This window comes from Gordonibacter urolithinfaciens (assembly GCF_900199375.1).
GTDB lineage: Bacteria > Actinomycetota > Coriobacteriia > Coriobacteriales > Eggerthellaceae > Gordonibacter > Gordonibacter urolithinfaciens.
In genome coordinates this window covers 1,959,414-1,983,413 of sequence record NZ_LT900217.1, presented here as the reverse complement: position 1 = coordinate 1,983,413, position 24,000 = coordinate 1,959,414, and the positions used below count along the sequence as shown (strand labels likewise).

Annotated in this window: 10 protein-coding genes; 5 read left to right on the top strand and 5 right to left on the bottom strand. The window is 65.3% G+C overall.

What is annotated here, in order from left to right:
- Positions 1–37 precede the first annotated feature (37 nt).
- Together BN3560_RS08450 and BN3560_RS08445 are read right to left on the bottom strand one after the other, a co-directional pair.
- Complete coding sequence (locus tag BN3560_RS08450; RefSeq protein ID WP_096227718.1) at positions 38–553, bottom strand: ferritin; 516 nt, start codon at positions 551–553, stop codon at positions 38–40.
- A 196-nt stretch (positions 554–749) separates the two neighbouring features.
- Complete coding sequence (locus BN3560_RS08445; protein WP_096227717.1) at positions 750–1,985, bottom strand: hypothetical protein; 1,236 nt, start codon at positions 1,983–1,985, stop codon at positions 750–752.
- Between the two features lie 240 nt (positions 1,986–2,225).
- Between BN3560_RS08445 and BN3560_RS08440 the strand changes: the two genes are divergently transcribed.
- Positions 2,226–5,387 carry an ABC transporter ATP-binding protein/permease gene (locus BN3560_RS08440; protein ID WP_096227716.1) on the top strand — a complete coding sequence of 1,054 codons (3,162 nt, stop codon included), beginning with the start codon at positions 2,226–2,228 and terminating at the stop codon, positions 5,385–5,387.
- A 260-nt stretch (positions 5,388–5,647) separates the two neighbouring features.
- Positions 5,648–8,014, top strand: coding sequence for an MBG domain-containing protein (locus tag BN3560_RS08435; protein WP_096227715.1), 2,367 nt, complete (start codon positions 5,648–5,650; stop codon positions 8,012–8,014).
- A gap of 9 nt (positions 8,015–8,023) precedes the next feature.
- Here the strand turns inward: BN3560_RS08435 and BN3560_RS08430 are convergent, their stop codons facing one another.
- Positions 8,024–10,579: a LuxR C-terminal-related transcriptional regulator gene (locus BN3560_RS08430; RefSeq protein ID WP_197702180.1), complete on the bottom strand. Its 2,556-nt coding sequence runs from the start codon at positions 10,577–10,579 to the stop codon at positions 8,024–8,026.
- Between the two features lie 154 nt (positions 10,580–10,733).
- On the opposite strand from BN3560_RS08430, the gene BN3560_RS08425 reads away from it, so the two are divergent.
- The gene (locus BN3560_RS08425) at positions 10,734–15,599 is read left to right on the top strand and encodes an InlB B-repeat-containing protein (protein ID WP_123649830.1); all 4,866 of its coding nucleotides are present in this window, start codon (positions 10,734–10,736) and stop codon (positions 15,597–15,599) included.
- A 14-nt stretch (positions 15,600–15,613) separates the two neighbouring features.
- Here the strand turns inward: BN3560_RS08425 and BN3560_RS08420 are convergent, their stop codons facing one another.
- Together BN3560_RS08420 and BN3560_RS08415 are read right to left on the bottom strand one after the other, a co-directional pair.
- Positions 15,614–18,172 (bottom strand): helix-turn-helix transcriptional regulator, encoded by a 2,559-nt coding sequence (locus BN3560_RS08420; RefSeq protein WP_096227712.1) that lies wholly within the window; start codon positions 18,170–18,172, stop codon positions 15,614–15,616.
- 79 nt (positions 18,173–18,251) lie between these two features.
- Positions 18,252–19,559 carry an ATP-binding protein gene (locus tag BN3560_RS08415; RefSeq protein WP_096227711.1) on the bottom strand — a complete coding sequence of 436 codons (1,308 nt, stop codon included), beginning with the start codon at positions 19,557–19,559 and terminating at the stop codon, positions 18,252–18,254.
- Positions 19,560–19,812: 253 nt separating this feature from the next.
- Here BN3560_RS08415 and BN3560_RS08410 point away from each other — a divergent pair, with 253 nt between their 5' ends.
- Positions 19,813–20,196, top strand: a complete 384-nt coding sequence (locus tag BN3560_RS08410) for a four helix bundle protein (RefSeq protein ID WP_096227710.1) — start codon at positions 19,813–19,815, stop codon at positions 20,194–20,196.
- The gene (locus BN3560_RS08405; protein WP_096227709.1) at positions 20,193–23,993 is read left to right on the top strand and encodes a hypothetical protein; all 3,801 of its coding nucleotides are present in this window, start codon (positions 20,193–20,195) and stop codon (positions 23,991–23,993) included. Before BN3560_RS08410 ends, BN3560_RS08405 begins: the two co-directional genes overlap by 4 nt.
- Positions 23,994–24,000 lie beyond the last annotated feature (7 nt).

Genomic DNA, 24,000 nt, shown 5'->3' with positions numbered 1-24,000 from the left:
CGCGCCCCGTCCGCTTGCCGAAGGGCGCGCCTGTGCGCTACGCGTTCGCGAGCGGCGTGGGCGCCGTATACGCTCGTGCCGCGTATTCCCGGTCCAGGTCGTAGAGCGCCTTGGCATCGGTGCCGAACAGCTTCATCTTCGTGATCATGTCCTCGGCGTTCGCCTCCTCCTCCAGCTGCTCCTCGATGAACCAGTCCAGGAACTTCATGGTGCGGTAGTCCTTCACGTCGTGGGCCGCACCGTAAATGTCGTTGATCAGGCTCGTCACGTACTTCTCGTGCTCGAGCGCGGCCTCCAGCGGCCCGAGGTACGACGAGAACGCCTTGTCGGGCTGGTCGATGCCCTTCAACTGCACGGACTTGCCGTTGTCCAGCAGGTACTTGCGGAAGATCAGGGCATGGTCGCGCTCCTCGGCCGCCTGGATCATGTACCAGTTGGCGAAACCGGACAGCCCCTCGTCCTCGTAGTAGTCGGCAAACGACATATAAAGGTAGGCGGAATACAGTTCCTTGTTGATCTGGTCGTTCAGCAGCTCGTACACTCGCTCGTCCATGATTCCTCCTCGGAGTCACGCTGCGCGCCAGCCGGCACCGCAGCTACCATCATTGTCGGAATCAATGATACTCCCACTCCGCAAGAAGGGGGAAACCGCCGAGGAAGGACTCCCAGAATCAGCACAGGACCACCAGAGCCGGGCCATCGTGCTGCACGGCGGGAGCCTTCGGCGCCCCGTTGTCGTGCAGCTGCCGTCAGTCACCGCCCTCCAGGACATCGACCGCCTCGCATTCGCAGGCGGATTCGCCGCCCGAGGAGCCCGGCGCTGCCGCATGCGCACGCATCGCAGTACGCCAAACCTCGCCCAGCAGCACGGCCCCCAGATAGGCCACGAGCAGCACCAGCGCAAACCAGCGCGAAGCCTCCGGCCCCAAGAGCTGGAATACAAGCATGCCCAGCGCCAAGCTGGCAGCACAGCTGGCGCAGAACGCTGCAAACATCTTCGAGAACCCCACCTCGGAGCTTTTCGCAGACCAGAAAAGCACCACGAGCCCCAGTACGTTGATCGTCGCAACGCCCAAGTACGAAAGAATCGAGAGCACCATCCCATCCACGCCGGGGAACACCCCCGACAGCAAGGGGCTGGCCAGCATCAAAGTCGCCGCCACGGGGAGCGCCACCCGGTAGAACGCCTCCAGCATGCCGCCCTGGGGCTCGCGCACGCGCGCGGCAACCCGCCATACCACCGCAACCACCAGCACGTACGCCAGGGGCTTCGGCACAATGCCGGAGCCCAGGCCGGCGGCAAGCGGCCAGAACGTCAGCCCGATGACGAAGAAGTTGAACATGAGGCCCACCACAGCCGCCCATCCCTGGCGCATGACCTGCCAGATGGACACATGCGGCACCCACCGTTCCTCGCGGTCACGCAGCCCTGCCCTGACCTCGTCCGCCCGCACGATATCGCTGGCCAGAAGCGGAAGGCCGCCGCTCAGCACCAGCACGATAAGCCCCAGGCAGAACAGGAAGGGCGAGCCGGCGTGCACCATGGCGAACCACCACAGCGATGCCAGCAGGAACGACAGCCCCGTATTGAGCAGCGCGCCCTGGAACGTGAACGAGCGGTAGAAGCGCCCCCATTGCCGCAGCAGGCACGTCAGGCCGAAGCCCAGCAGCCCGCCCGAGCACACGGACACCATCGGTGCCGGCAGCACGTCCAGCAGCAGCGCGAAGGCGATGCCCGCCCCGGCGCTCGCCAACCCCACGCCGATAGACCACCGTCGCTGCTCGTCGTCGTGCGCCGACACGGCCACAGCCAGGCAGAGCGCCGCCGCCCCGCCGAGGAACGCGCAGACGAACAATTCGGCAGCGCCGGCCTTCTCAAGCGCGTACAGCAGAATGTTGTCGGCATGCAGGCACAGGGCGATGCTCGCAAGGACGCAAGACAGCGCAAGGCTCACTGGTGACCATGCGCGCGCGAGTGCCTTCATCGTGACGTTTTCCTTCCTTCATTCGAACCACACATTATAAGGCAAAGCGGCAACGCGCCCGGGGGCATTCCGAAATAGGCCCTCCAGAAACCGCGCGTCAAAGGTAACCGTTCGGTAAACTCGGTGAAGATTGGGGATTCTCAGCACGGGCAAGCGGGAGAATCGAGCATGGTTGACGGACTATCAACCATTGCGTTACACCTGCGCTTCCTCCGCGAAGCGTGCCCCGAAAGGCACCTCATGCTGCAACTGCTCAACATATGCAAGTCCTACACCACGGCGGACTTCACGCAAACCGCGCTCGACAACGTGTCGGTGTCGTTCCGCGACAACGAGTTCGTGGCGATACTCGGCCCCTCCGGCTCGGGCAAGACCACGCTGCTCAACATCGTGGGCGGCCTCGACCACTACGACTCGGGCAACCTCGTCATCGACGGTATCTCCACCGAACAATATAAAGATAAGGATTGGGACGCCTACCGCAACAACCGCATCGGCTTCGTGTTCCAAAGCTACAACCTCATCCCCCACCAGACGGTGCTCTCCAACGTGGAGCTGGCGCTCACGCTGTCGGGCGAGTCGCGCGCCGAGCGGCACGACCGCGCCGTGGCCGCACTCGAGCAAGTGGGCCTGGGCGACCATGTGAACAAGAAGCCGAGCCAGCTCTCCGGCGGCCAGATGCAGCGCGTGGCCATCGCGCGCGCCCTCATCAACGACCCCGAGATCCTGCTGGCCGACGAGCCCACCGGCGCCCTCGACTCCAAGACGAGCGTCCAGATCATGGATCTGCTCACGGAGATCGCGAACGACCGTCTGGTCATCATGGTCACGCACAACCCGGAGCTCGCCGAGCAGTACGCCACCCGCATCGTGAACCTCTCCGACGGCGTCATCCGCAGCGACACCGACCCGTTCGTCCCCACCGCCAAGGACCTGCGCGTAAGCGAGAAGCCCGTGCGCCGCACGAAGATGTCGTTCCTCACGGCGCTCGCGCTGTCGTTCAAGAACCTCATGACGAAGAAGGGCCGCACGCTCATGACGGCGTTCGCGGGCTCCATCGGCATCATCGGCATCGCGGCCATCTTGGCTCTCGCCAACGGCGTGAACAACTACATCAAATCGGTCGAGGAGGAGACGCTCTCCGAGTACCCCCTGCAAATCCAGAGCACCGGCTTCGACATGACGTCCATGATGTTCGGCGCGGCGGGCGAAGGGGCGGAGGCATCGGGCGGCGCCGAGGACAAGGGCGAGGACTCCGTGCACGTGGTGGAGATGGTGTCGAACATGGTGTCGAGCATCGGGTCGAACGACCTGGCCTCGCTCAAGAAGTACCTCGATTCCGGCGAGAGCGACATCGACCAGTACACGAACGCCATCGAGTACACCTACAACGTGGCGCCGCAGATATACAGTTCGAACACCGAGAAGCTGCGCCAGGTGAACCCCGACAAGTCGTTCTCCGCGCTGGGGCTGGGCTCGTCCACCAGCTCGAACAGCCTCATGTCCATGTCCATGAGCACCGACACGTTCTACGAGATGCCGAGCGACCCGGGCCTCTACCAGAACCAGTACGACGTGAAGGCCGGTCGCTGGCCCGAGAGCCCCACCGAGGTGGTGCTCGTGCTCACCGGCAACGGCGGCATGAGCGACCTCATGCTGTACACGCTGGGCCTGCGCGACCCCGCCGAGCTCGACGACATGGTGAAGAAGTTCGCGGCCGAAGAGGAGATCGAAGCCCCCGCCGACATAGAGGACCCCTCCTACGAGGATGTTCTCGGCGTCACGTTCAAGCTGGTGAACGCCGCCGACTACTACCAGCGCGACGACGAGTTCAACGTGTGGAAAGACAAGACCGACGACACCGACTACATGCGCGACTTGGTGGAGAACGGCGAGGACGTGCACGTGGTGGGCGTGGTGCAGCCGCGCGACGACGCCACCGCCACCATGCTGAGCTCGGGACTGAACTACCCCGCCTCGCTGACCTCCTACGTGATCGACCAGGCCGCCGACAGCGCCATCGTGAAGGACCAGATCGCGCATCTCGACACGAACGTGTTCACCGGCAAGTCCTTCGACGATGAGGAGGCCGACGAGAACGGCTTCAACATGGAGTCGCTGTTCACCATCGACGGCGACGCCATCCAAGCCGCGTTCACCATCGACCAGAGCAAGCTGTCCGTGGACATGTCCAACGCCTTGAACCTGCAGGGCAGCCTGCAGAACATGCCCGCCGCCCCCGAGCCGAATATGGACGAGATCGCCGGATCGCTCAACATCGATTTACCGGTCGACCAGGTCAGCACCCTCATGTCCACTTTGATGGAGGGGTACGCGGGCTATCTCCAACAGCATCTCGCCGAGAATCCACCGAAGATTCCCGAGCTTGATGCTAACGGCAAGCCCACCGGCAATATGGTAGACAACCCTAACTACACAAAGCCCCTTTCTGCCCAGGAATGGATGAACCAGCCAGAAATCCAAGCCCAGATCATGGCCGGCGTGCAGGGCATGATCGACCAAGACGCCCTCAAAGCCCAGCTGGCCACCGCCCTCCAAGGTTACGTCCAAATCACTATGACCACGTACATGGGGGCCATGGCGAACGAACTACAATCGCAGGTGACCACCGCGCTCCAGCAGTCGATGAACCAGATGGCGAACAACATGGCCTCCGCCATGTCCATCGACCCCGACAAGTTCAAAGACGCCTTCCAGATGAACATGAGCGAGGAAGAGCTCGGCGAGCTGATGATGTCGCTCATGAGCACCGAGGAGGCCACCTACGACAACAACCTGAAGAAGCTGGGCTACGCCGACCCCGCCAAGCCGGGCGGCATCGACATCTACCCCATCGACTTCGAGAGCAAGGAAAAGGTCATCGAGATCCTCGACGGCTACAACGACCGCATGACGGCCGACGGCCAGGAGGACAAGGTCATCACCTACACCGACTTCGTGGGCACGCTCATGTCCTCGGTCACCGACATCGTGAACATGATCAGCTACGTGCTGGTGGCGTTCGTGGCCATCTCGCTCGTGGTGTCGTCCATCATGATCGGCGTCATCACCTACATCAGCGTGCTCGAGCGCAAGAAGGAGATCGGCATCCTGCGCTCCATCGGCGCCAGCAAGGGCGACATCAGCCGCGTGTTCAACGCCGAGACCATCATCGTGGGCTTCACGGCCGGCGTCATCGGCATCGGCCTGACCGCGCTGGCCTGCATACCCGCCAACGCCATCGTGTACTCGCTGTTCGACGTGGCGGACGTGGCCTCGCTGCCGTGGCAGGCGGCCATCGTGCTCGTGGGCATCAGCGTGTTCCTCACGTTCCTGGCCGGCCTCATCCCCTCGAGCGCCGCCAGCCGCAAAGACCCCGTGGAGGCGCTGCGAAGCGAGTAGGCACCTCGACCCCCCCCCCCCCCCGAACTCCGGAAACGCGCGGCAGGCATCGGCCGCGCGTTTCTTTTTGCCGCAGCAACCCCAGCTCATACGCCGCGCTCCTGCGCACGCCCCCGCTCCCCGTTTCGCGCGCGGAGAAAAGTATCGGCTGAAACCTCATCCCGGATGATAGTTCTGCATTTTCGGGACTCGTATACTGGCGCTGGCGGCATAGGCACCGAGTGGCCGCTTCGGCTCCCATCTCGACAAAAGGGGTTGTTATGTCTCGCATCCAGAAGATCTCGCGCAGCGCCGCGGCTTTCGGAGCACTGGTGCTCGCGCTTACGCTTGCGCTGTCGTTCTCGCTCAGCGCCAACGGAAACGCCCACGCCGACGCGAAACCAACAGGCGAGATCAAGGGCATCTCCCAAATCCAGAACCCCACGTACAATGGCGCGCCGCAGCAAGGCTACGGAGGAACCCCGTACTGCACGTACCGGGACGGCGCCGGAACCGATCAAACGTACACCGGGCCGTTCATCGCCACCTACACGGGTACCGTCTACCCGAACACGGCCTACGAGCATTCCTACGGCCCCACCACCGAGGCGCCTGCGCAAACCGGCAGCTACCAGGTAGAGCTCTCGCTGCCCGACAGCGCGCCCTGCACGGCAGCTCCCTCCGCAAGGAGCTTCACCATCGAGCGGGCCGCGCTCTCCGCCACCGTTTCTCCCAGCGACGAAAACGCCACGAGGCCCTACGACTACTCGGAAACGCCGACGTTCACGGACATCAAGCTGACAGCATTCACGGGCCTGGCGCCCACCGACGAGGGCCAGGTGGACATAACCACAACCGGCGACGCGCTAGACGCAGGCGGGCACGTCCCCGATGGCAACGTCGCAACCAAGAACGGCACACCTACAGGAAAGCCGTTCAAGGCCACAAGCGTGTCCTACAACAACCCGACTAGCTGCAACTACGATCTGCAGACCCCTCCCGGCACGTACAACGTATCAGGTGAGGTCATGATAGTCAAAATGCCGATGCCGGATATCAACGAAGCGACCAAGCACGAGGTATGGAACGAGTACGGCGCCTCCTATAGCATGCCCGTGTATTCAATACCGAAGGGCAGCACGTCCGCCACGTACACGATCATCACGGACATGACGGAAACCCAGGGTCTGTATAAAGCCGAGATCGTGTACCTAAACGGCGTGGCCTATCTCAAGGTCTACGCCAACGGCAAGGGCGACGACGCCTACGACGCCGTGACGGTTCGGATGAGCGCGCTCGAAAACCATGAGGACTTCAACGTCACCTTGCACGTGCAGTACTTTAGGGAGACAGTGAAGGCTATCGAAGGTGTGACCGCGCTGCCCTCGCCCGTCGAATACGACGGCCAACCCCATGCGGGCTTCGAGGGAACCCCGACAGCCTACTACCTCTACAATGGCAACCGCGTGGACTACGGCACTTTGCCAGGCGAAACGTTCTCCATCTCCTACACCGGCACGGCCGCCGACGGCACGCGCTACGATTCCACCACGCCGCCCACGAACGCCGGCACCTACCAGGTGACGATAGCGATCTCGCCGGGCCACGTATGCAAGGGCTCGACCGCGTTCGACTTCACCATCGACAAGGCCCCCGCATTCGCCACGATACATGCCGACGCACAGCTGCAACCCAGTGGCGTGGCTACCATCGACCTCGCAAGCGTGCCGGGGCTGCCGGGCGATTTGGGCTCCGGACCCGCCTACGCCGTGAAGTCGTTCACGTCGGAAGGCCTCGCCGACGCTTCGGTGGACGCATCGGGCACGCTCGCGCTCACGGCCAAAGCCGACGCCTTGGACAGCGCGACCGACACCGTGACCGTGGAGCTTTCCGCCATTGGCAACTACGAGAACAGCACGGCCGAGGTGACCGTGCGCTATGCACGCGCCGACGGCGTTGTCACTGGGCCCACAGCCGCCACGGGCCTCGTCTACGACGGCGCTCCGCAGGCGGGCTACACGGGAGCGCCGACAGCCGTCTACACACCCGCCGGCACGACGAGCCCCCTCTCCTACAACGGACCGTTCGATATCTCCTACACCGGCACGGCCGCCGATGGCACGGCCTACGGCCCCACTTCCGCGCCGCCCACTGCGGCCGGCATCTACCGGGCGACGTTCGCGCTGCCCCAGAACGCGCCCTGCACGGGCGAGCCGCTCGTGCTCAACTTCGCCATCGACAAGGCGTCGCTCGTGTTCCGCGCGCTCGACGCCTCCATGACGGCGGGCGATTCCCTGCCGTCGCTCGGCTACGCCGCCGAAGGGCTGGCGGGCTCCGACCGCGTCGTCCAGGAACCCCGCCTGTCGGTTGCGGGCGACACGACGGCGGCCGGCTCCCTCGTCATCGCCATCGACGGCGGCATCGTGGACAACCAGGCCAACTACAACGTGTCCTATGCGGGCGGCACGCTCACCGTCAACGCCGCCCCGAAGCCCGACCCCAAGCCCCTTCCCAAGCCCGAGGCCAAGCCCGCCCTCGCCGCAACCGGCGACAGCGCCCTGACCGAGCTGCTCGTCTGCGTGGCGGGAGCCGCCGCGCTCGCCATCGGCATCGCCGCCGGAAGGCGCCGCCGCGCCAAGCGGGACTGACGGCGATCCCTACAGCAGCCCCAGCTCGCGGGCTTTGAGGACGGCGTCCATAACGTTGTGGACGCCGAGCTTCTGGTAGGCCGCGGCCGTGTGGCTCTTCACGGTGGGGACGGTCAGGCCCGTTTGCTCGGCTATCTCGGGAGTGCGCAGGCCGCGCGCCAGCAGGGACAGCACGCGCGCCTGCTGGCGGGACAGCTTCACCGGCTTGCCGGCGCGCGGCGCGGCAAGGTTCGCGCACACACCGCGGAATCGGCGGCCGCGCTCGTGCGCGGCCAGCAGCGCCTCCTGCACGAAACCGCGCTCGAGCGGGCCATCGTAGCCGGGGCGCGCAATGCGCGCGGCCAAGCTCTTCAGCACCGGCTCCACCGATGCGCCCTCGTCGGCCACCACGCGGAAGAACCCGTAGGGCGCGAGCGCTTCCAGGGCCTCCGCCAGCGCGTCCACCGCCTCGTCCTTGCGGCCGCGCGCCCACAGCAGCGACGCCGAAAGCGCGCCCGCCTCGCCCACGTCGAGCGGCCGGTTGAAGCCGCGCCCGAACTCGACCAAGTCGCGGAGCAGCGCCTCGGCCTCCTCCGCACGTCCGAGCGCGATGTACGCCCGCGCCGTCGTGAAGTGCTGGAACACCCGCACGAGGCCGATGCGCTCGGCCTCCACGACGAAGTACTCGTCGAGCCATGAGCGCGCCGCGCGGGCATCGGCGTCGAACAGCGCGAGCTTCGCCTGGTAGGCGCGCAGGTTATGCAAGAACTGCGACGCTTCCTGCGCAACGTAGGCCTCCAGCTGGGCCAGCGCGCGGGCGGCGTCGTCCGCGCGCCCCATCTGCCACAGCACCGCATGCTCCATGATGCCGATGCACACGCGGCCGTCCTCCTTGTTCTCGGGCACGAGCGCGCGCCGCGCCTCGTCGATGCCCGCAAGCGCCGCATCCAGGCGGTTGCGCTCGTACTCGAAGCAGGCGGGGATGAGCGGGCGCACGTAGCACCACTCGGTGCCCAGCAGCGGCGCGAACGTCTTGCCCAAAAGCCCCATCCCGTCCTCTTCGAGCGCGATGGCCGAGTAGTCCACGTTGCTGCGGTGGGGGTACGGCAGGTTCTGCGTGAACGACGCGAGCGTGGTGGCCAGGCCCTTCGGCGTGAAGCGCTTGATGAGGCGCCCGAATTTCGAGAACTTCCGCGCCTTGTCGATGATGGTGGTGCGGTGGTCGATGCTATGCGAGAGCGTGGCGGACTCGATGAACCGCGGGTCGAAGGCCGCGATGCGCGGCAGCGCGCGGTACAGCTCGTCCAGATGGTGCTCGAACCGCTCGCGCTGGCCGGTGAGGTAGTCGTACCACAGCGCCAGGATGTGCAGCGGCGGGCAGTCGCGGTACGCGCGGTCCGGCAGGTCGTCCAGCCGCAGCGTGCCCATGAAGTCGGCGCTGTCGGCCACCGAGCCGCTGCTGCTCTCGTACAGGTACAGCAAGAGGTACGTGTCCATGCCCTTGAAATCGCCGCTCTCCAGCCAGAACCGCAGCGCCTGCGTGTAGTCGCCACGCGCGCGGAAGAACTCGGCGGCCCGCTTGCACAGCTTGGCGCGGTCGACGCACTCTTCGGCGGCTTTCTCGCGCAGGAAGTCGCGGAACAGGTGGTGGTAGCGGTACAGGGTGTCCGAGAGCCGCATGAGGAACGTGTTGGTGCGCGCAAGCTCCTCCATGACGGCGGCCGCGTCGGCGCGCTCCGAAAGCAGCTCGGCAAGCGCCGGGTCGAACTGCTCCGCCACGCTGGTGGCCACGCAGAAGGCGCGCAGGCTTTCGTCCCACGTGTTCCACACCTGCTCCTCGAAGAAGCTCGCGAACAGCGTGCTGCTGCCGCCCCTCGTCGCGCGGTCGGACTTCGCGAGCGCCGCCACGCCGATGGGCCACCCCTCGGTGGCTTCGAACAGGGCGCCCGCCTCGTCGGGCGCGAGGTCGCGACCGAGCGCCTGGAAGTAGCCGCGTATCTCGTCGGCCGTGAAGCGCAGGTCGGCCGCGTCCAGCAGGGCCGGGCCGCCGTCGGCGCCGAGCACGGCCCACTCCGCGGGCAGCTCGGCGCGCGACAGCAGCAGCACGCTGAACGCCCGCGGCAGGCGCTTGAGCACGGCGGGCAGCGACTTGCGGATCTCCCGGTTCTCTACGAGGTGCACGTCGTCCAGCACCAGGACGTAGCGGCGCTCGAGCGGCGTCATCTCGGCCAGCAACCGAACCAGGTGCTCCACCGGCGAAAGCGAGAACCCAGGCTCCTCGATCACGACGCGCAGGCCGTCGTTGCCCGGCTGCACCGAGTACAGGCCCAGGGCCAGCTGCTTGTAGAACACCGAGGGAACATCGTCGTAGCGGTCGAGGCCGATCCACACGCAGGGGCGCTTCGCCTGCTTCAGCCACAGCAGCGCCGACACCGTCTTGCCGCTGCCCGCCGGAGCGCCCAGGTACACGAAGCGCCGCGTGCGCACGGCGCGCTCGATGGCGTCCACCACCCGCAGGCGCGGCGCGCACACGTCCGGCAGCGCCGCCGGAGCGAACTTGTCGCTGAGGATGAGATCGTCTGCCACCGCCGCCCCTTCCGCCGTCGCAACCCGGCTTTTTATCGAGAGTATACCCCAAAACCTCATACTGTATGATGGTGCCGCCCCGCCTCCGAGCGTATATTCGAAGCGAAACACGATTGCATCGTTAGAGTTTCAACCCCGTACGCAAGGAGCAGGCATGTCCGAGAAACACGGCAGCAGCATAACGTTGACAAGGCGCTCGTTCGTGGCAGGAGCAGGCGTGGTGGCGATCTCATGCTCGCTCGGCTCCGTCGGGTCGCTCATCCCCCGCGCGCACGCGGACGAAGCGGCGCTCGACGCTGCGGTGCCCGCATCGGCCGACACTGCAGCAGCCACGTCGCAGGCGAACGCGCAGAACTATTTCCCCGACGCCTCATCGTACCGCGCCTTCAACCTGGACACCTCCGTCGCGCCGGCCGACTTCAACGACGACACGTCGAGCGATCCCCTCGCGGGCTTCACGACGCTCGACCCGCAGAACCTCTACGTGGGCTACATGAACCGAACCGGCTACGACAAGGGGAGCGCCTACGTCGCCGACAGCCTCGAGGCGCTCACCGCATCCTCGATGAAGCTCGACAGCATGGCTCGCAAAACCCTGGGGTCGACCTCCCTCGACACCAACTGGAAGGAATACCAGTACCACGCGAACAACGCGTGCACGCTCGAACACAGCGGAGAGCAGCTCATCGTTTCGAACACCATTTACACGGGCACCTATAAGTCACGCCACGGCAAAGATCGGGAAAGCGGGCAGGACATCCAGCTGCAGCGCTTCTCGAACGGACGGGTTCAAACGCTGGCCAGAGCCCACGAAGACCTGACCGTGAAAGACAACCCGCTCATCATGGAGCATATCCAGCAGGAGGGCTCGCTCGGGCTGCTTGCCATGGTCGGCGGCGATTTCGACGGCGACGGAAACCAGGAGCTCGCCATCTACACTCCCTGGTCCTACAATCCTTTCATCATCGTCTACCGCTTCGATTCCTCAAAGGGAGAACTCGTCGAGGAGCAGAGACTCTACCTCGGCGACATCAACACCAGCTTCAGCATCAGCTCCAGCGACTGGCGCATGCCCATCGTCCACCTGGCCACGTTCTCGCACGGCAGCTACGACGACCTCGTTGTCACCCTGAGCCTGCCGCTCACCTACCAGAACGGCTACGGAAGCCACAGCCCGTTCTCATACATGGCCATCTATTCGAGAAAGACCAAGGAAACGCGGCCCCGGCTCGAGCGGATTTACCATTACATCCCCGACTTCGGGTCGTATCGCATGCGGTTCGCCTCGACGCTGCAGACCGACCTCAACGGCAACGGCGTACCCGAGCTCATCATGGCCGGCCACTACAACGCCTACAGCAAAGGCGACCAGGTGGGCTGGATGGTTCCGGAGAAAAACCTCGTGCAGATGTTCACGTTCGACACGGTGAAGGAAATCTACCAGTACGTCTGGGACGTCCCGCAGGAAGTGCCCGCTCTCAGCGACATCTTCGTGCAGTACGAGATGTGCGCGCCCGCCGCGCTCGCCACGGGCAAGTTCCTGCGCTCCGAGGCCAACGACCTGCTCTTCTTGGAGGGGTACGTGTTCTCGCTCTCGTCCACGAACAAAAAGGGCGATTCGGAGGCGGCGCACTTCAGGGACAGCAGCTTCACCTCGCTGTACCACATGGATCTGACGGGCTACCGCAACCATTTCATCACCAAAGCGGTATCCGGCAACTTCGCCAAAACCAACATCGGCACCGAACAGCTCATCGTGCAGAGCGGGGCGGTGGAATCGAGCAACTACAAGGTCACCTTCGACGTGCGCTGGGTGCTGGAGCAGAACGGCAAGCTCGCAACCGAGGACACCGATCCCAGCTTCATCCACAACGCGAGCACCGACGACAACGGCACGTTTTTGACCATCGCCGCCTGCGACATCAACAAGAACAACGCGTTCAAGTTCGCGCTGAAGTCCAAATCGTTCGGCTGGAGCGCGCCGCAACCCCTTGCCATCCTGGCCAGCGTGCCCTATTGGAGCGAGCTTTCCGACGAGCGGCTCGGCGAGGAGAAAACGGACATCGGCACCACGACCTTCGGCATCTCGTCGTCCGAATCGGCGGGCACCGAGGGCAGGTGGGGCCTGGGCGGCGGCTTCAACATGTCCGCCGAGCTGCTCCTAGGCGCGGGGATCCTCGGAAACAGCGCCATGCTGGGCGGCGGCTTCGATTTCGAGGCGATGCTCAACTACGTGGGCAGCTACTATCATGAGCGCAACGTCGAACGCGTGCTAACGTATGAGGAGTACGCGGGCAGGACCATGGTCGTGACGTCGGCGGTACCGGTGGTCGTCTACGAGTACGACGTGTACGTGCCCGAGTTCACGGTCACGCAGGACTATCTCGACGAATACAACAAGCACGCCGCGCCCGGCACGCAGTGGGGGCCGGAAAAGGTGGGCACCAAAGCGGGAAACGTCCACGTAGCCTACAAGGTGGACAACACCTACGATTCCACCCTCGGGCTCATGACGCTCGAGGATTACAACAATGCGGCGGCGAACGTGGGATCTCCGGACGTGCCGCCCATCGACATGGCCGCCGTGTTCCCGCACACGCAGGGCGACCCCACCACCTATCCCACTCAAACGAGCCAGATCGCGAACGTGCACAACAACGGCAACGCCCTGCTCGCGGGCCCCAACGTGCAGGTTGCCGCCGACAAGGGCTCGACGGCCTCGGCAGAGATCACGGTAACCGACACGTCCCAGTTCACCAACGGGTTCGACATAACCGTGGGCGGAGGCATGTCCTTGGCCGTGCAAGCCCAAGAGACGATCGGCATCGCCCTGTCCGTGAGCGGCCACGCGGGATGGAAGGCCGAGGCGACGGGCGGCGCCAGCTGGGTGTCCTCGCAGACGAAGGGCGCGCAGTTCTCCACGTCGCTGCCCTCGCTGCACCCCCTTTCCTACCTGACGCACGGTGGGAACGAATACTCCTACGCCACGCGCCTGGCCGTGTGGCAGACCGATGCCGTGGCGAAGAACCCGCTCGTCATCGGCTACGTGGTGGAGGGAACCGGGTCGGGCGCCGCGCCGAAGAGCCTTCCGCTCTATCCCATGGCCTACAGCGCGAACGAGCACAGCATCATCTGGGCCTGGAGCAACAACACCACCCGTCCCGCAGGAGCCTACGGCGTTGCGCTGCCCACGAGCACCAACGAGTGGACGGTGCCCGCCGGCAACGTGATGGGCGTCGACACGGGCAGGTTCTGGATCGAAGACGGCCTCGCCGCGGGCGACACCCGGCAGGTGCGGTTCCAGTCCTACGATGACCTGGGCCAGAGCAACCCGAGCGCCTACAGCCCGGCGATCGTCGGCACCACGATAGGCGGCGACGTCCCCGCCATCGACGAGCAGCCGAAAAGCGTGACCGTGTTTGGAGGGACCCCCGCCACGTTCTCCGTGCAGGCGCACTCCCAACGCGGCGAGGCCCTGAGCTATCAGTGGTTCTACCTCGACACAAGCAACAATGCCTATGCGGAATGGAAGCCCGTCGTAGGCGAAACGGGACCCGACTACGCCATCGATGCGGCCGACACCCTGTGGAACGGAACGCTCTTCTGCGTGGACGTGATGGACCGGACGGTCAACGCAAGCGGCGTGGTGCCGACGGTGCGCTCGCAACCGGCGCGGCTGGGCGTCGAGCTAACGAGCGCAATCGCCGACCCCGACGCAGCTGCGGCGACGCTCAGGATGGTGCCGACCGTCACGCTCGAACTGACGCCCACCGACGACAACACCATCGTCCAGCACCGCGACGAGTTCTTCGTCCCCTATGGCTGCACATTCGACATGACCTTCACCGTGAAGGACGCTGCGGGCGACCCATGCCTCGGCAAAATCACCCTCTCCAGGTACACCTACGAGAACGGCAGACGCAATGTCGGAACGAGCAAGGACCTCGCCCTCACAGACGGACTGCATACGCTTCAAGGCGACTATCCCGCCTCCGACCAAAGCTCAAGCTACTGGCCCCTTACTCCTTCGGGAGGCGACGGCGCGCGGGTGTTCGAAGTCGAAGCTCGCCTTTCGCTGGACAGCCCCACGGTGAACAAGGTGCTGCCCATCAACGAGTACTTCATCATCAACTACGGCGTGGTCCTGCCAGAGCGCGCCGCCCACCTGCTCACCTGCGACACCGAGGGCCTTCTGCCCGGCGGACCGACGTACGCCCTCACGAAGCACATGCCCCTGCCTAGCATCGCCCCCGCGATGGTGGGCGCCCAGTTCGATGGCTGGTTCACCGACGCCGACCTGGCAAACCCGTTTGAACCCCCGTTCGCGTCCGGCCCCGGGCAGACGACGGTGTACAGCGCCTGGTCGCAGAACGAGTACGCCGTCTCATACGAGCTGGACGGCGGAACGAACAGCCCCGACAACCCCGCTACGCTCATGAACGACAGCACGACTGTCACCCTGCGCGACCCTTCGAAGGAGGGCTATGCGTTCGAGGGATGGTTCGCCGACAGCTCTCTCTCGCAGCCCGTCACGGTCATCCCCCGCGGCGCGACGGGCGACATCAGCCTGTACGCCAAGTGGAGGCTCATCGAGTATCCGCTGTTCTATTTCGCGGGCATCGGCAAGAACCCCGCAGGAAACCCGACCTCCCACACGGTGCTCGACGGCGAGCTGCCCATCGCGCCGCCCACGTTCGAGAGCGCCAAAGCGGGCACGAACGCCTGGTACGCGGACTCGCTGTTCACGCAAAAGGCGCCGGGCTCCATACCGGCAGGCAGCATCGGCGACGAAGCGTTCTACGGCTACGCGGACTTCGCCCAGCCGGAACCCGAGCCCGAACCGGGCCCCGCGCCCACGCCGGAGCCCACGCCCGGCTCGACGGACCCCGCGCAACCTAAGCCCCTCGTCAGGACCGGAGACCGTCAGGGCCCGCTGCACCTCATCGCCGTGGCCGTCGTGACGGCCGGCGCCGCCCTGGCCGCATCGCTCGGCTTCCGCGGAAAGGAGGACGATCGGTAAAGAGCCACCTCCCCCTACAGTAGCCCCAGCTCTCGCGCGCGCAGAACGGCGTCGGGCGCGGCGTGGACGTCCAGCTTGCGGTAGGTCGCCTGCACGTGGCTTTTCACCGTGGGCAGCGACAAGCCGGTCTCGGCGGCGATCTCGGAATTGCGCAGGCCGCGCGCGAGCAGTTCGAGCACGCGCTTCTGCTGCGGCGACAGCTTCACCGGCTTGGTGCGCACGCCGAGGTTGGCGCATACGCCGCGGAAGCGCCGCGCGCGATCGTGCGCGGCCAGGTAGGCCTCCTGCACGAACGCGCGCTCGAGCGGCCCGTCGTAGCCCGAGCGCGCCAGACGCTCGACCAGGCTCTTCAGCACCGGCTCCACCGCCGCGCCCTCGTCGGCCACCACGCGGAAGAACCCGTAAGGCGCGAGCGCTTCCATCCCCTCGATCAGCACGTCCACAGCCTCGGCCCGACGACGCGCGGCCCACAACAGCGCCGCCAGGAGCGCGCACGCCTCGCCCACGTCGAGCGGGCGGTTGAACGACCGCCCGAACGCGCGCAAGCGTTCCAGCAGGCGTTCGGCCTCGTCCGCCTCCCCGAGCACGATGAGCGCTCGCGCGGTGGTGAAGTGCTGGAACGAGCGCACGAACACGATGCGCTCGACGTCGGTGACGAAGTACTCGTCCAGCCACGCACGCGCTGCGCGCTTGTCCGCATCGAACAGCGCGAGCTTCGCTCGGTACGCTTTCAGGTTGGGTAGGAAATGCGGCGCTTCCGCCTCCGTGAGCGCCACGAGGTCATCGAGCGCGGCCGCAGCCTCCGATTCGCGCTCCATCTGCCATAACGTCGCGTGCTTCATCACCATGATGCACGCGCGCCCGTCCTCGCGGTTCTCCGGCACGAGCGCCTTCTCGGTTTCGCGCAGCCCGGCGAGCGCCTCGTCCAGCCGATTGCGCTCGTAGGCGAAGCACGCGGGCAGCAGCGGACGCACGTAACCCCATTCCGCCCCCAGCAGCGGCGCGAACGTGCGGCCGATCAGCTCCATGCCGCCGTCCTCCAGCACGATGGCCGAGTAATCCACGTTGCTGCGATGCGGATAGGGCAGGTTGTGCGTGAACGACGCGATCTCGGTGGCCAGCCCCGCCGGGGTGAAGCGCTTCACGAACCGGCCGAACAGCGAGAATTTCCGCGCCTTCTCGATGATGGTGGTGCGGTGGTCCACGCTGTAGGCCAGAAGCGCGAACTCCATGAACCGCGAATCCGACGCCGCGATGTGCGGCAGGGCTCGGTACAGCTCGTCCAGGTGGTGCTCGAACGCCGTGCGCTGGCTGGTGAGATAGAAGTACCACGCGGCCAGCACGCGCAAAGGCGGGCACACGCGGTACGCGTCGGCGGGAAGCGACTCGATATCGAGCGTGCGCAGGAAGTCCGCGTAGTCGGCAACCGAGCCGCGCGCGTTCTCGAACAGGAACAGCAGCAGGTAGGTGTCCATGCCGGAGAAATCGCCGCTCTCGAACCAGAACCGCAAGGCGCGCGTGTAGTCGTGCCGGTCGCGGAAGTGCTCGGCCGCGCGCTTGCAGAGCACCACGCGGTCCACGCCCGCCTCCGCGGCCTTCTCGCGCAGAAAATCGCGGAACAGGTGATGGTAACGGTACGTGTCGCCGTGCAACCGCGAGAGGAAGGTGTTCGTGCGGGCGAGGCGCTCCATGACCTCCCGGGCGTCGTCGCGCCCGGACAGCAGTGCCGCCAACGTCGGGTCGTACTCCTCTGCCACGCTGGTGGCCAGGCAGAACGAGCGCAGCTGGTCGTCCCAAGCACCCCACACCTGCTCTTCGAAATAGCTCGCGAACAGGTAGTGGCCGTTGCGTCCGTCCGTGCGATCCGACTTCGCGAGCGCCGCCACGCCGATGGCCCACCCCTCGGTGGCCGCGTGCACGAGACGCGTCTCGTCGGGCGTGGGAAAGCGGCCGAGCGCGTTGAAGTAGCCGCGTATCTCGTCGGGCGCGAATCGCAGATCGTCCGCTCCGAGCACCGCCGGGCCCTCCGCGCCGCCGAGCGTGCGCCATTCCTCGGGCAGCTCGGCGCGCGACAGCAGCAGCACGGCGAACGCGCCGGGCAGGCGGCGGAGCACGGCAGGCAGCGATTTGACGATCTCGCGGTTGCGAATGAGGTGCAGGTCGTCGACGACCAGCGCGTAGCGGCGCTCGAGCGGGCGCATCTCCATCACCAGCTGCACCGTGTGCTCCACGGGCGACGCGGAGAACGTCGGGCTTTCAAGCACGGCGCGCATGCCCGCGTTATCCGGCTGGATGGAGTAGAGCCCCGTCGCCAGCTGCTTGTAGAACACCGAGGGCACGTCGTCGTAGCGGTCGAGGCCGATCCACACGCACGCGCGCTTCGCCTTCTTCAGCCACAGCAGCGCCGACACCGTCTTGCCGCTGCCCGCCGGCGCGCCCAGGTACACGAAGCGCCGCGTGCGGACGGCTCGGCCGATGGCGTCCACCACCCGCAGGCGCGGCGCGCACACGTCGGGAAGGTCCGCCGGTGCGAACTTCTCGCTGAGAATCAGCTCTGCGTCGTCGCGGTTCATGCCTCTCCCTTCCTTTCGGCGCATGCTGCGGTCCGAAACCTTCCGTCGCACGTCAATCCGCGCATAAGGCGGCCCGCTCTCAAGCACATAGGGCACGCAAAGGAATCACGTACACGCCGTCCTCGACCTTCCGCGCGTACTCCGACACGCCCGCTATGACGGCGAGGAACTCTGGAGGGCTAGTTCTCGCCTTCGGGTTCTCCGACACCTTCTTACGCAGCCGCTTGAGGCTGGCCACGCCCTCTCCGACTTTCGACTCACCCACCTTGAACTCGAAGGCCGCCCAACGCCCATCCGCCAGCTCCACGATGGCGTCGGCTTCGAGGCCGGCATCGTCGCGATAGTAGCGAACCGGCACGTCGCCAGCCAAAGGGAGGGCACGGGCATACACCATGAGGTCCCGCATGCAGAGATTCTCGAACACGAGCCCGAACGTCTGCCAGTCATCCAAAAGCGACTGCGGGGACATGCCAAGCGTCGCGACCGCCAAGGAAGGATCGGCAAAGTAGCGCTTCGGCTTGACGGAGAGGCGCTTCCGAGAACGTCGAGGAGGAACCCACCCTTCCACCTCCTCCGTCAAATACAGACGGTTCAACAAGTCGAGGTACGAGGCGAGGGTCACCTCCGACATAAGCGCCCCGGGCTCGTCTTCCTCGCCGTACATGTCGGCGAGGATCGTCTTGTAGGTGGGCGACTGCCCGAGGTTGCGCGCAAGCGATGCCACCAGTTTCCGAGCTGCTCTCCCGTCCTTGCCGTGCCGGGGAACGCTTTCCGAGAAAAGGAGCCTCAGATAATCGCGGGCGAGCAGTTGGGCGTCTTCAGCGTCGAGGTCGATCCCTTCGGGCCACCCTCCCCGACAGGCGAGCCTAACGAGCTCGAGCGTGTCCGAAGGCACCTTGCTCGACGTGAACTCCCCTTCGAACAGGCAGGCGAGCGATACCGTGCATGCCGACTCGCCCGATTCGGCCAAGCTCATCGGAAGCATGCGCACCCGCCCGATCCGCCCGGCGCCGCTGTGCTTCGGGGCGTCTTCGCCGCCTCCTCGAGATACGGGCGTCGAAGAGCCTGTCAATATCCACCCGCCCCGCAAACCGCGCTGCGCGTCTACGCCATGCCGAACGGCATCCCAGATGGAAGGAGCCAGCTGCCACTCGTCCACCACATGAGGCCTCTCTCCCAACAACATAAGAGAGGGGTCTTCTTTGGCGATGCCCAGATCGTTTTCCACGTAGCTGACGCTCGATCCATGAGCTAGAGCCGTCCACGTCTTGCCGCACCATTTCGCGCCCGCCACCTCGACGGCGCCGAACACGCGCAAATAATGCGCAACCTGCTCGTCCACGATGCGAGGCAGATAACCGTCGGGCTTGAGGTTGGCATGAGGCATGGCGATGCTCCTTCCGAGCGCTTTGTCGCTCCCTCATTATAAACGGTTTAGAAAATCCGAAGTTCTCATTTAAGAAAATCCGACATTTTCAGGTAAGGGAATCCGCGTGAGCGGCTGATTGGGCAGGCTCGCACTTCGAGCGAAAACCGTTTCCCAAAACCTCATCCCGAATGATGTTTTTCTCCGGCGGGTCTCGCTATCGTGAAAGGCGCAGGGAAGCTTGCCATTCCACGCGACCACCGAGGAGGGGCCCATGAACCGATCGAACGATGCGTTCGACTTCGCTATCCGCGTGGCCGAGCTCGTGCGGTACTTGCGAGAAAAGCCCGAGCGCTTTCCCCTTGCCGCCGAAATGCTGGCCGCCGGCGTGCGCGCGGGCATGGCGGCGCGTGATCTGGAAGATCTGGCCGGCGCCGCCCAGGCGTCCCGTGCCCGCGAGGCCGCAGCCGCCATCGAAGAGGTGAGCTACTACCTGGAGATGGCCGTGCGCTCCGGCTACCTGACCGAGCTCGAAGCTGCTCGCGTCCGCCAAATGGGAACCGAACTGCAGGAAGTGCTGGCCGGAGAACCCCCGCCCCCGCCCCCTCCTGCCGACCAGCCCTCCCCCGACCGCCCAGACCAAGGAGCCTCCTCATGAGCATCACCGCCCGCAAGCGAACGTCCCAGTCCCTGCGCTCGGCGCTCTGCCTCCTGCTTGCGTTGAGCTTGATCGGCTTCATGGCTCCGATTTCCAGAACGGGCAGCGTAACCGCCTTCGCCATGCAAGGAGAGGGAGGCGCGCCCGAGTCGCAGGACGCGCCCGCGCCGGACGGCCCGAGCGACGATCCGGCAGCCGGCCCTGCGGCCAAGCCGGCGGACAATCCCGCCGACGAGCCTGCGACGGATCCCTCCGGCAATCCCGCAACCGATGCCGCCGACAAGCCGGAAGGCGACGCCAACGAGAACGCCCCCGCCATCGCCCCGGCCAGTAGTGACGACCCCGAGGTGCGCGGCCCCGGGGACTGGGTGCTCGACAAGGTGTACGGCGTCGTTTTCGGCCTGGCGGAAACGGTCGCCTTCAAGGCGCTGAACGAAGCGGTCGACCCGCAGGACGCCGAGCAGCTGAACAAAGTGCTCGACTTCGTGGACGGGTTGCTGGGAGGCAGCTCCGGCATCGAGCACGAATGCGATCAGATCCTGCAAGCCGTGCAAGACCTGAGCCAACAGCTTGGCGACCTCGAGAACAGCATCGACGCGCAGTTCAACGCACTCGAGCAGACCGTGACGCTCAATCAGATAGAAAACCAGCGGGCACAGATCATCAAGATGAGCGACTCGGTGTACGCGCCCGCGCTCACCGCCTACCGCGAGTTCATCGATGCCTCGAAGGCGTACGCGGAAGCATGGGGAACCGCCAACGAAAGCGCACGGCGCGAAGCGGCCGAAACCAAGGAGCGCGCGCTGGTGGCAGCGTTCGACAAGCTCGACTACGAGGCCGACCTGACCACCATCGAAACCTACGGCATATTCATGGGCAGTTACACCAACCATCGCTACCTGCACAACCTCGACCAATACGCCGACGAAGCGCTCGCCTTCGACCACCAGCGCTACGCGCTGCTCACCGCCGGCATCAACGACGTGGTGATGAACCTGAACATAGTCGCCTACGTGCAGCGCCTCGAATACGATTACTGGAAGGCGAAGGCCGACAACGCCCCCGCCGACGCCGACCTGCGCACAAAGGCGGCCGACCTCGAAAACAATCTGGTCACGAACCTCAACCGCATCGTGAGGGACATCAACTTCACCGCATCCGAATTCGCGAACAAAGACGGCGACGCCTCGTGGCCGCGCACCGACCTCCTCACCCTCATGCGCCCCTACGACTTCCAAACCGAGTACGACTTCGACTACGCGAGCTCGGCCAGCAGATCGTTCAAGTACCGGCTGCCCGACCCCAACGGCAAGGCGACCACCACGGCGTTCTACACGTCGCAGGCGGTGAGAACCGCCCCTACGATGCCGGTGTATCGCGCCGCCGTGAAAGGCGCGCCGTTCTTGGTCGTCGATGGCAGCCGGAACCTCTCGTACGGAGAGAAGCATGGCGACCTCATTCACGGTCTGCGCTATTGGGAGAAGATACCCTTCGGCGGCATGCTGTTCACCCCCGAGTACTACGGCTTCCCCGACCAGGATTTCTTCAATGTGCAGTCCACGAAAGACGGCGTGTACGCGCTTCCCGCAGATTTCGGCCCGCTCGCGCCCCTGGTCAGCCAACCCAGTTATGCGGGCTCACGCGGCTCTCTCGTCGAGCACCTTCGAAGAAACGGCATGACGTCGATCGGGCAGGCGCCTTACGTGCTCATGAACAGCTACGTCTCTCCGGCGCCTCACACGGGCGCCCTGTCTCAAAACCATTACTCGCTGTTCAATCTGTACCGAACCGCCATCCCGACCAACGGCGACTACAACTCGGCCAAGGTCAAGCTCACCATGGAGGATTCTGCGGGAGACCCCGCCATGCTCGTCGTGCTGGCGCGCAACCCCGACAAGCGGGAAACGAGCCGCCTGCACGTCGCGAACGCAGACGGGCTCGCGATAGAGACGACCGACCTGGCCGGGAACCAGCTGCCAGCCGACGTTCCCGCCGGAACCTGCGTCAAGGTGGCCGTCACTGCCTCCGATCCCGTCGCCCTCGATTCGCTTGTGCTCAAAAACGCAAACGGCGACGAGCTGGAAACCATCGCGAGCTCCGAGGCCGCCTTGCTTGCCGAGGGGTCGGGAACCACGATGACCTTCGCGTTCTGCATGCCGTACCAGGATGCCTACCTGATAGCCACGCCGGGCGAGGCCATGCCCAACCCGTTGCACTTCGCCACCGACTCTGAGGGAACGTACCTGATCAGCACGCTCGACGATCTGGTCAACGTGTCCGCCGCCTACGAGCAGCATCCCGCAATGTACGAGCATGCCACGTTCCGCCTGACGGGCAACATCGAGAACACGCGCCGCCCCGCCCCCGCTTGGACTGCCCCCATCGGCAGCGAGGAGCATCCGTTCACCGGCACCTTCGACGGGGCCGGATTCGGCATCGGCGGCTTTTCCATGAGCATGGACGTCTCGGACAGCCCCCTTAAAAACATAACCTTCGGGGGCTTGTTCGGCGTCATCGGAGACGGCGGCACCGTGCGCAACCTGGCCGTGTACGGGACGGACTTTTTCGGATTCACCACGAACCACGTTATCGGGGTGCTGGCCGGAGCGAACCACGGGCGGATAGAGAACTGCTCCACGGGCACGGCGCAAACGTGGTATCACGCACCCAGCTCGGGAACCATCACCCCTGAAGAGCTCCGCCTGCTGAACGCCACCGTTCGCAGCACGCTCGCGGGCGGACTGGTGGGTGAAAACCACGGCGACGTGGTGAACTGCTGGTCGGGAGCCGACGTGATCGCTTCGACAGCGGGCGGTTTGGTGGGTCGCGCCGCGGACGGATCCTCGGTGTGGAACAGCTACGCCCTTGGCTGGACGACGGACCCGCAGGTACTTTTCGGCGGGCTCGTCGGCGAGAACCGTGGCGAGGTGGTGAACTCGTATTCGGGGGCTATCGGCGTTTTGCGTCCCAAACCCTCCACCGTGGCGGGCACGTTCATCGGATCGAACCACCATGACGTGTTCTTCGGCTATACGTTCGCGCAGTTCGATCAGAGCCCGATAGGGGAAGGATCGGTAGGCGACGCCGAGGACGCGAGCCTGGCCGAGCTGCCCACCGCGACCATGATGTCGCAGGAGTTCGCTGACATGCTGAACGAGCAGGTTTCCGGCGACATGCGCTACTGGGCGTACAGTGCCGACACGAACGCAGGCTTCCCCTACCTGGTGAGCGATCCCCTGATCGAGCGCACTCTGACCGACGGCGCCACCGGCATCACGCTGCAGGGCACCATCCATGCCGGGGCCGTGCTGTCCCTAGAGGCGCTTGACGAAGGAAGCGCCAGCCACGACGCGCTCGTGCGGCACGCGAAAGAGGCCGACCTGCTGGGAGAGCTGGCAGCGGCCTATCGGGCCCTGCTGCCCGTGAACGGGAGGAAGTCGGGCCAGACGGCGCTCGGCGGGCCTGTCACGCTGCGGATTCCCGTGCCTGCGGCTTTTGCGGGAAGCAACGTCACGGTGCTCCAAGAGCATCCCGACGGCATGGTGGCGCTCGATGCCCACGTCGCCGACGGGGTGGCGACGGTGCAGGTGAGCGAGGTGTCGCCCTTCGCTGTGATCGTGGATAGCGCAGAGGTCCCGCCGGTCGCGAAACCTGATGCGTCGGGCGGCGGCACGAAGCTCGCACCCACCGCCGATTCTGCGGCTGGCTGGATGGGAGCCCTCGGAGCCCTTCTGGCGGTGGCAGGCACGGCGGCAATACTATCTCGCCGATGGCTCCGCAATTCCAAGCGAAAGTGAGACCCCT

Coding starts and splice junctions, on each gene's coding strand:
- BN3560_RS08450 (WP_096227718.1), bottom strand. CDS start 553: ATGGACGAGCGAGTGTACGAGCTGCTGAACGACCAGATCAACAAGGAA.
- BN3560_RS08445 (WP_096227717.1), bottom strand. CDS start 1,985: ATGAAGGCACTCGCGCGCGCATGGTCACCAGTGAGCCTTGCGCTGTCT.
- BN3560_RS08440 (WP_096227716.1), top strand. CDS start 2,226: ATGCTGCAACTGCTCAACATATGCAAGTCCTACACCACGGCGGACTTC.
- BN3560_RS08435 (WP_096227715.1), top strand. CDS start 5,648: ATGTCTCGCATCCAGAAGATCTCGCGCAGCGCCGCGGCTTTCGGAGCA.
- BN3560_RS08425 (WP_123649830.1), top strand. CDS start 10,734: ATGTCCGAGAAACACGGCAGCAGCATAACGTTGACAAGGCGCTCGTTC.
- BN3560_RS08420 (WP_096227712.1), bottom strand. CDS start 18,172: ATGAACCGCGACGACGCAGAGCTGATTCTCAGCGAGAAGTTCGCACCG.
- BN3560_RS08415 (WP_096227711.1), bottom strand. CDS start 19,559: ATGCCTCATGCCAACCTCAAGCCCGACGGTTATCTGCCTCGCATCGTG.
- BN3560_RS08410 (WP_096227710.1), top strand. CDS start 19,813: ATGAACCGATCGAACGATGCGTTCGACTTCGCTATCCGCGTGGCCGAG.
- BN3560_RS08405 (WP_096227709.1), top strand. CDS start 20,193: ATGAGCATCACCGCCCGCAAGCGAACGTCCCAGTCCCTGCGCTCGGCG.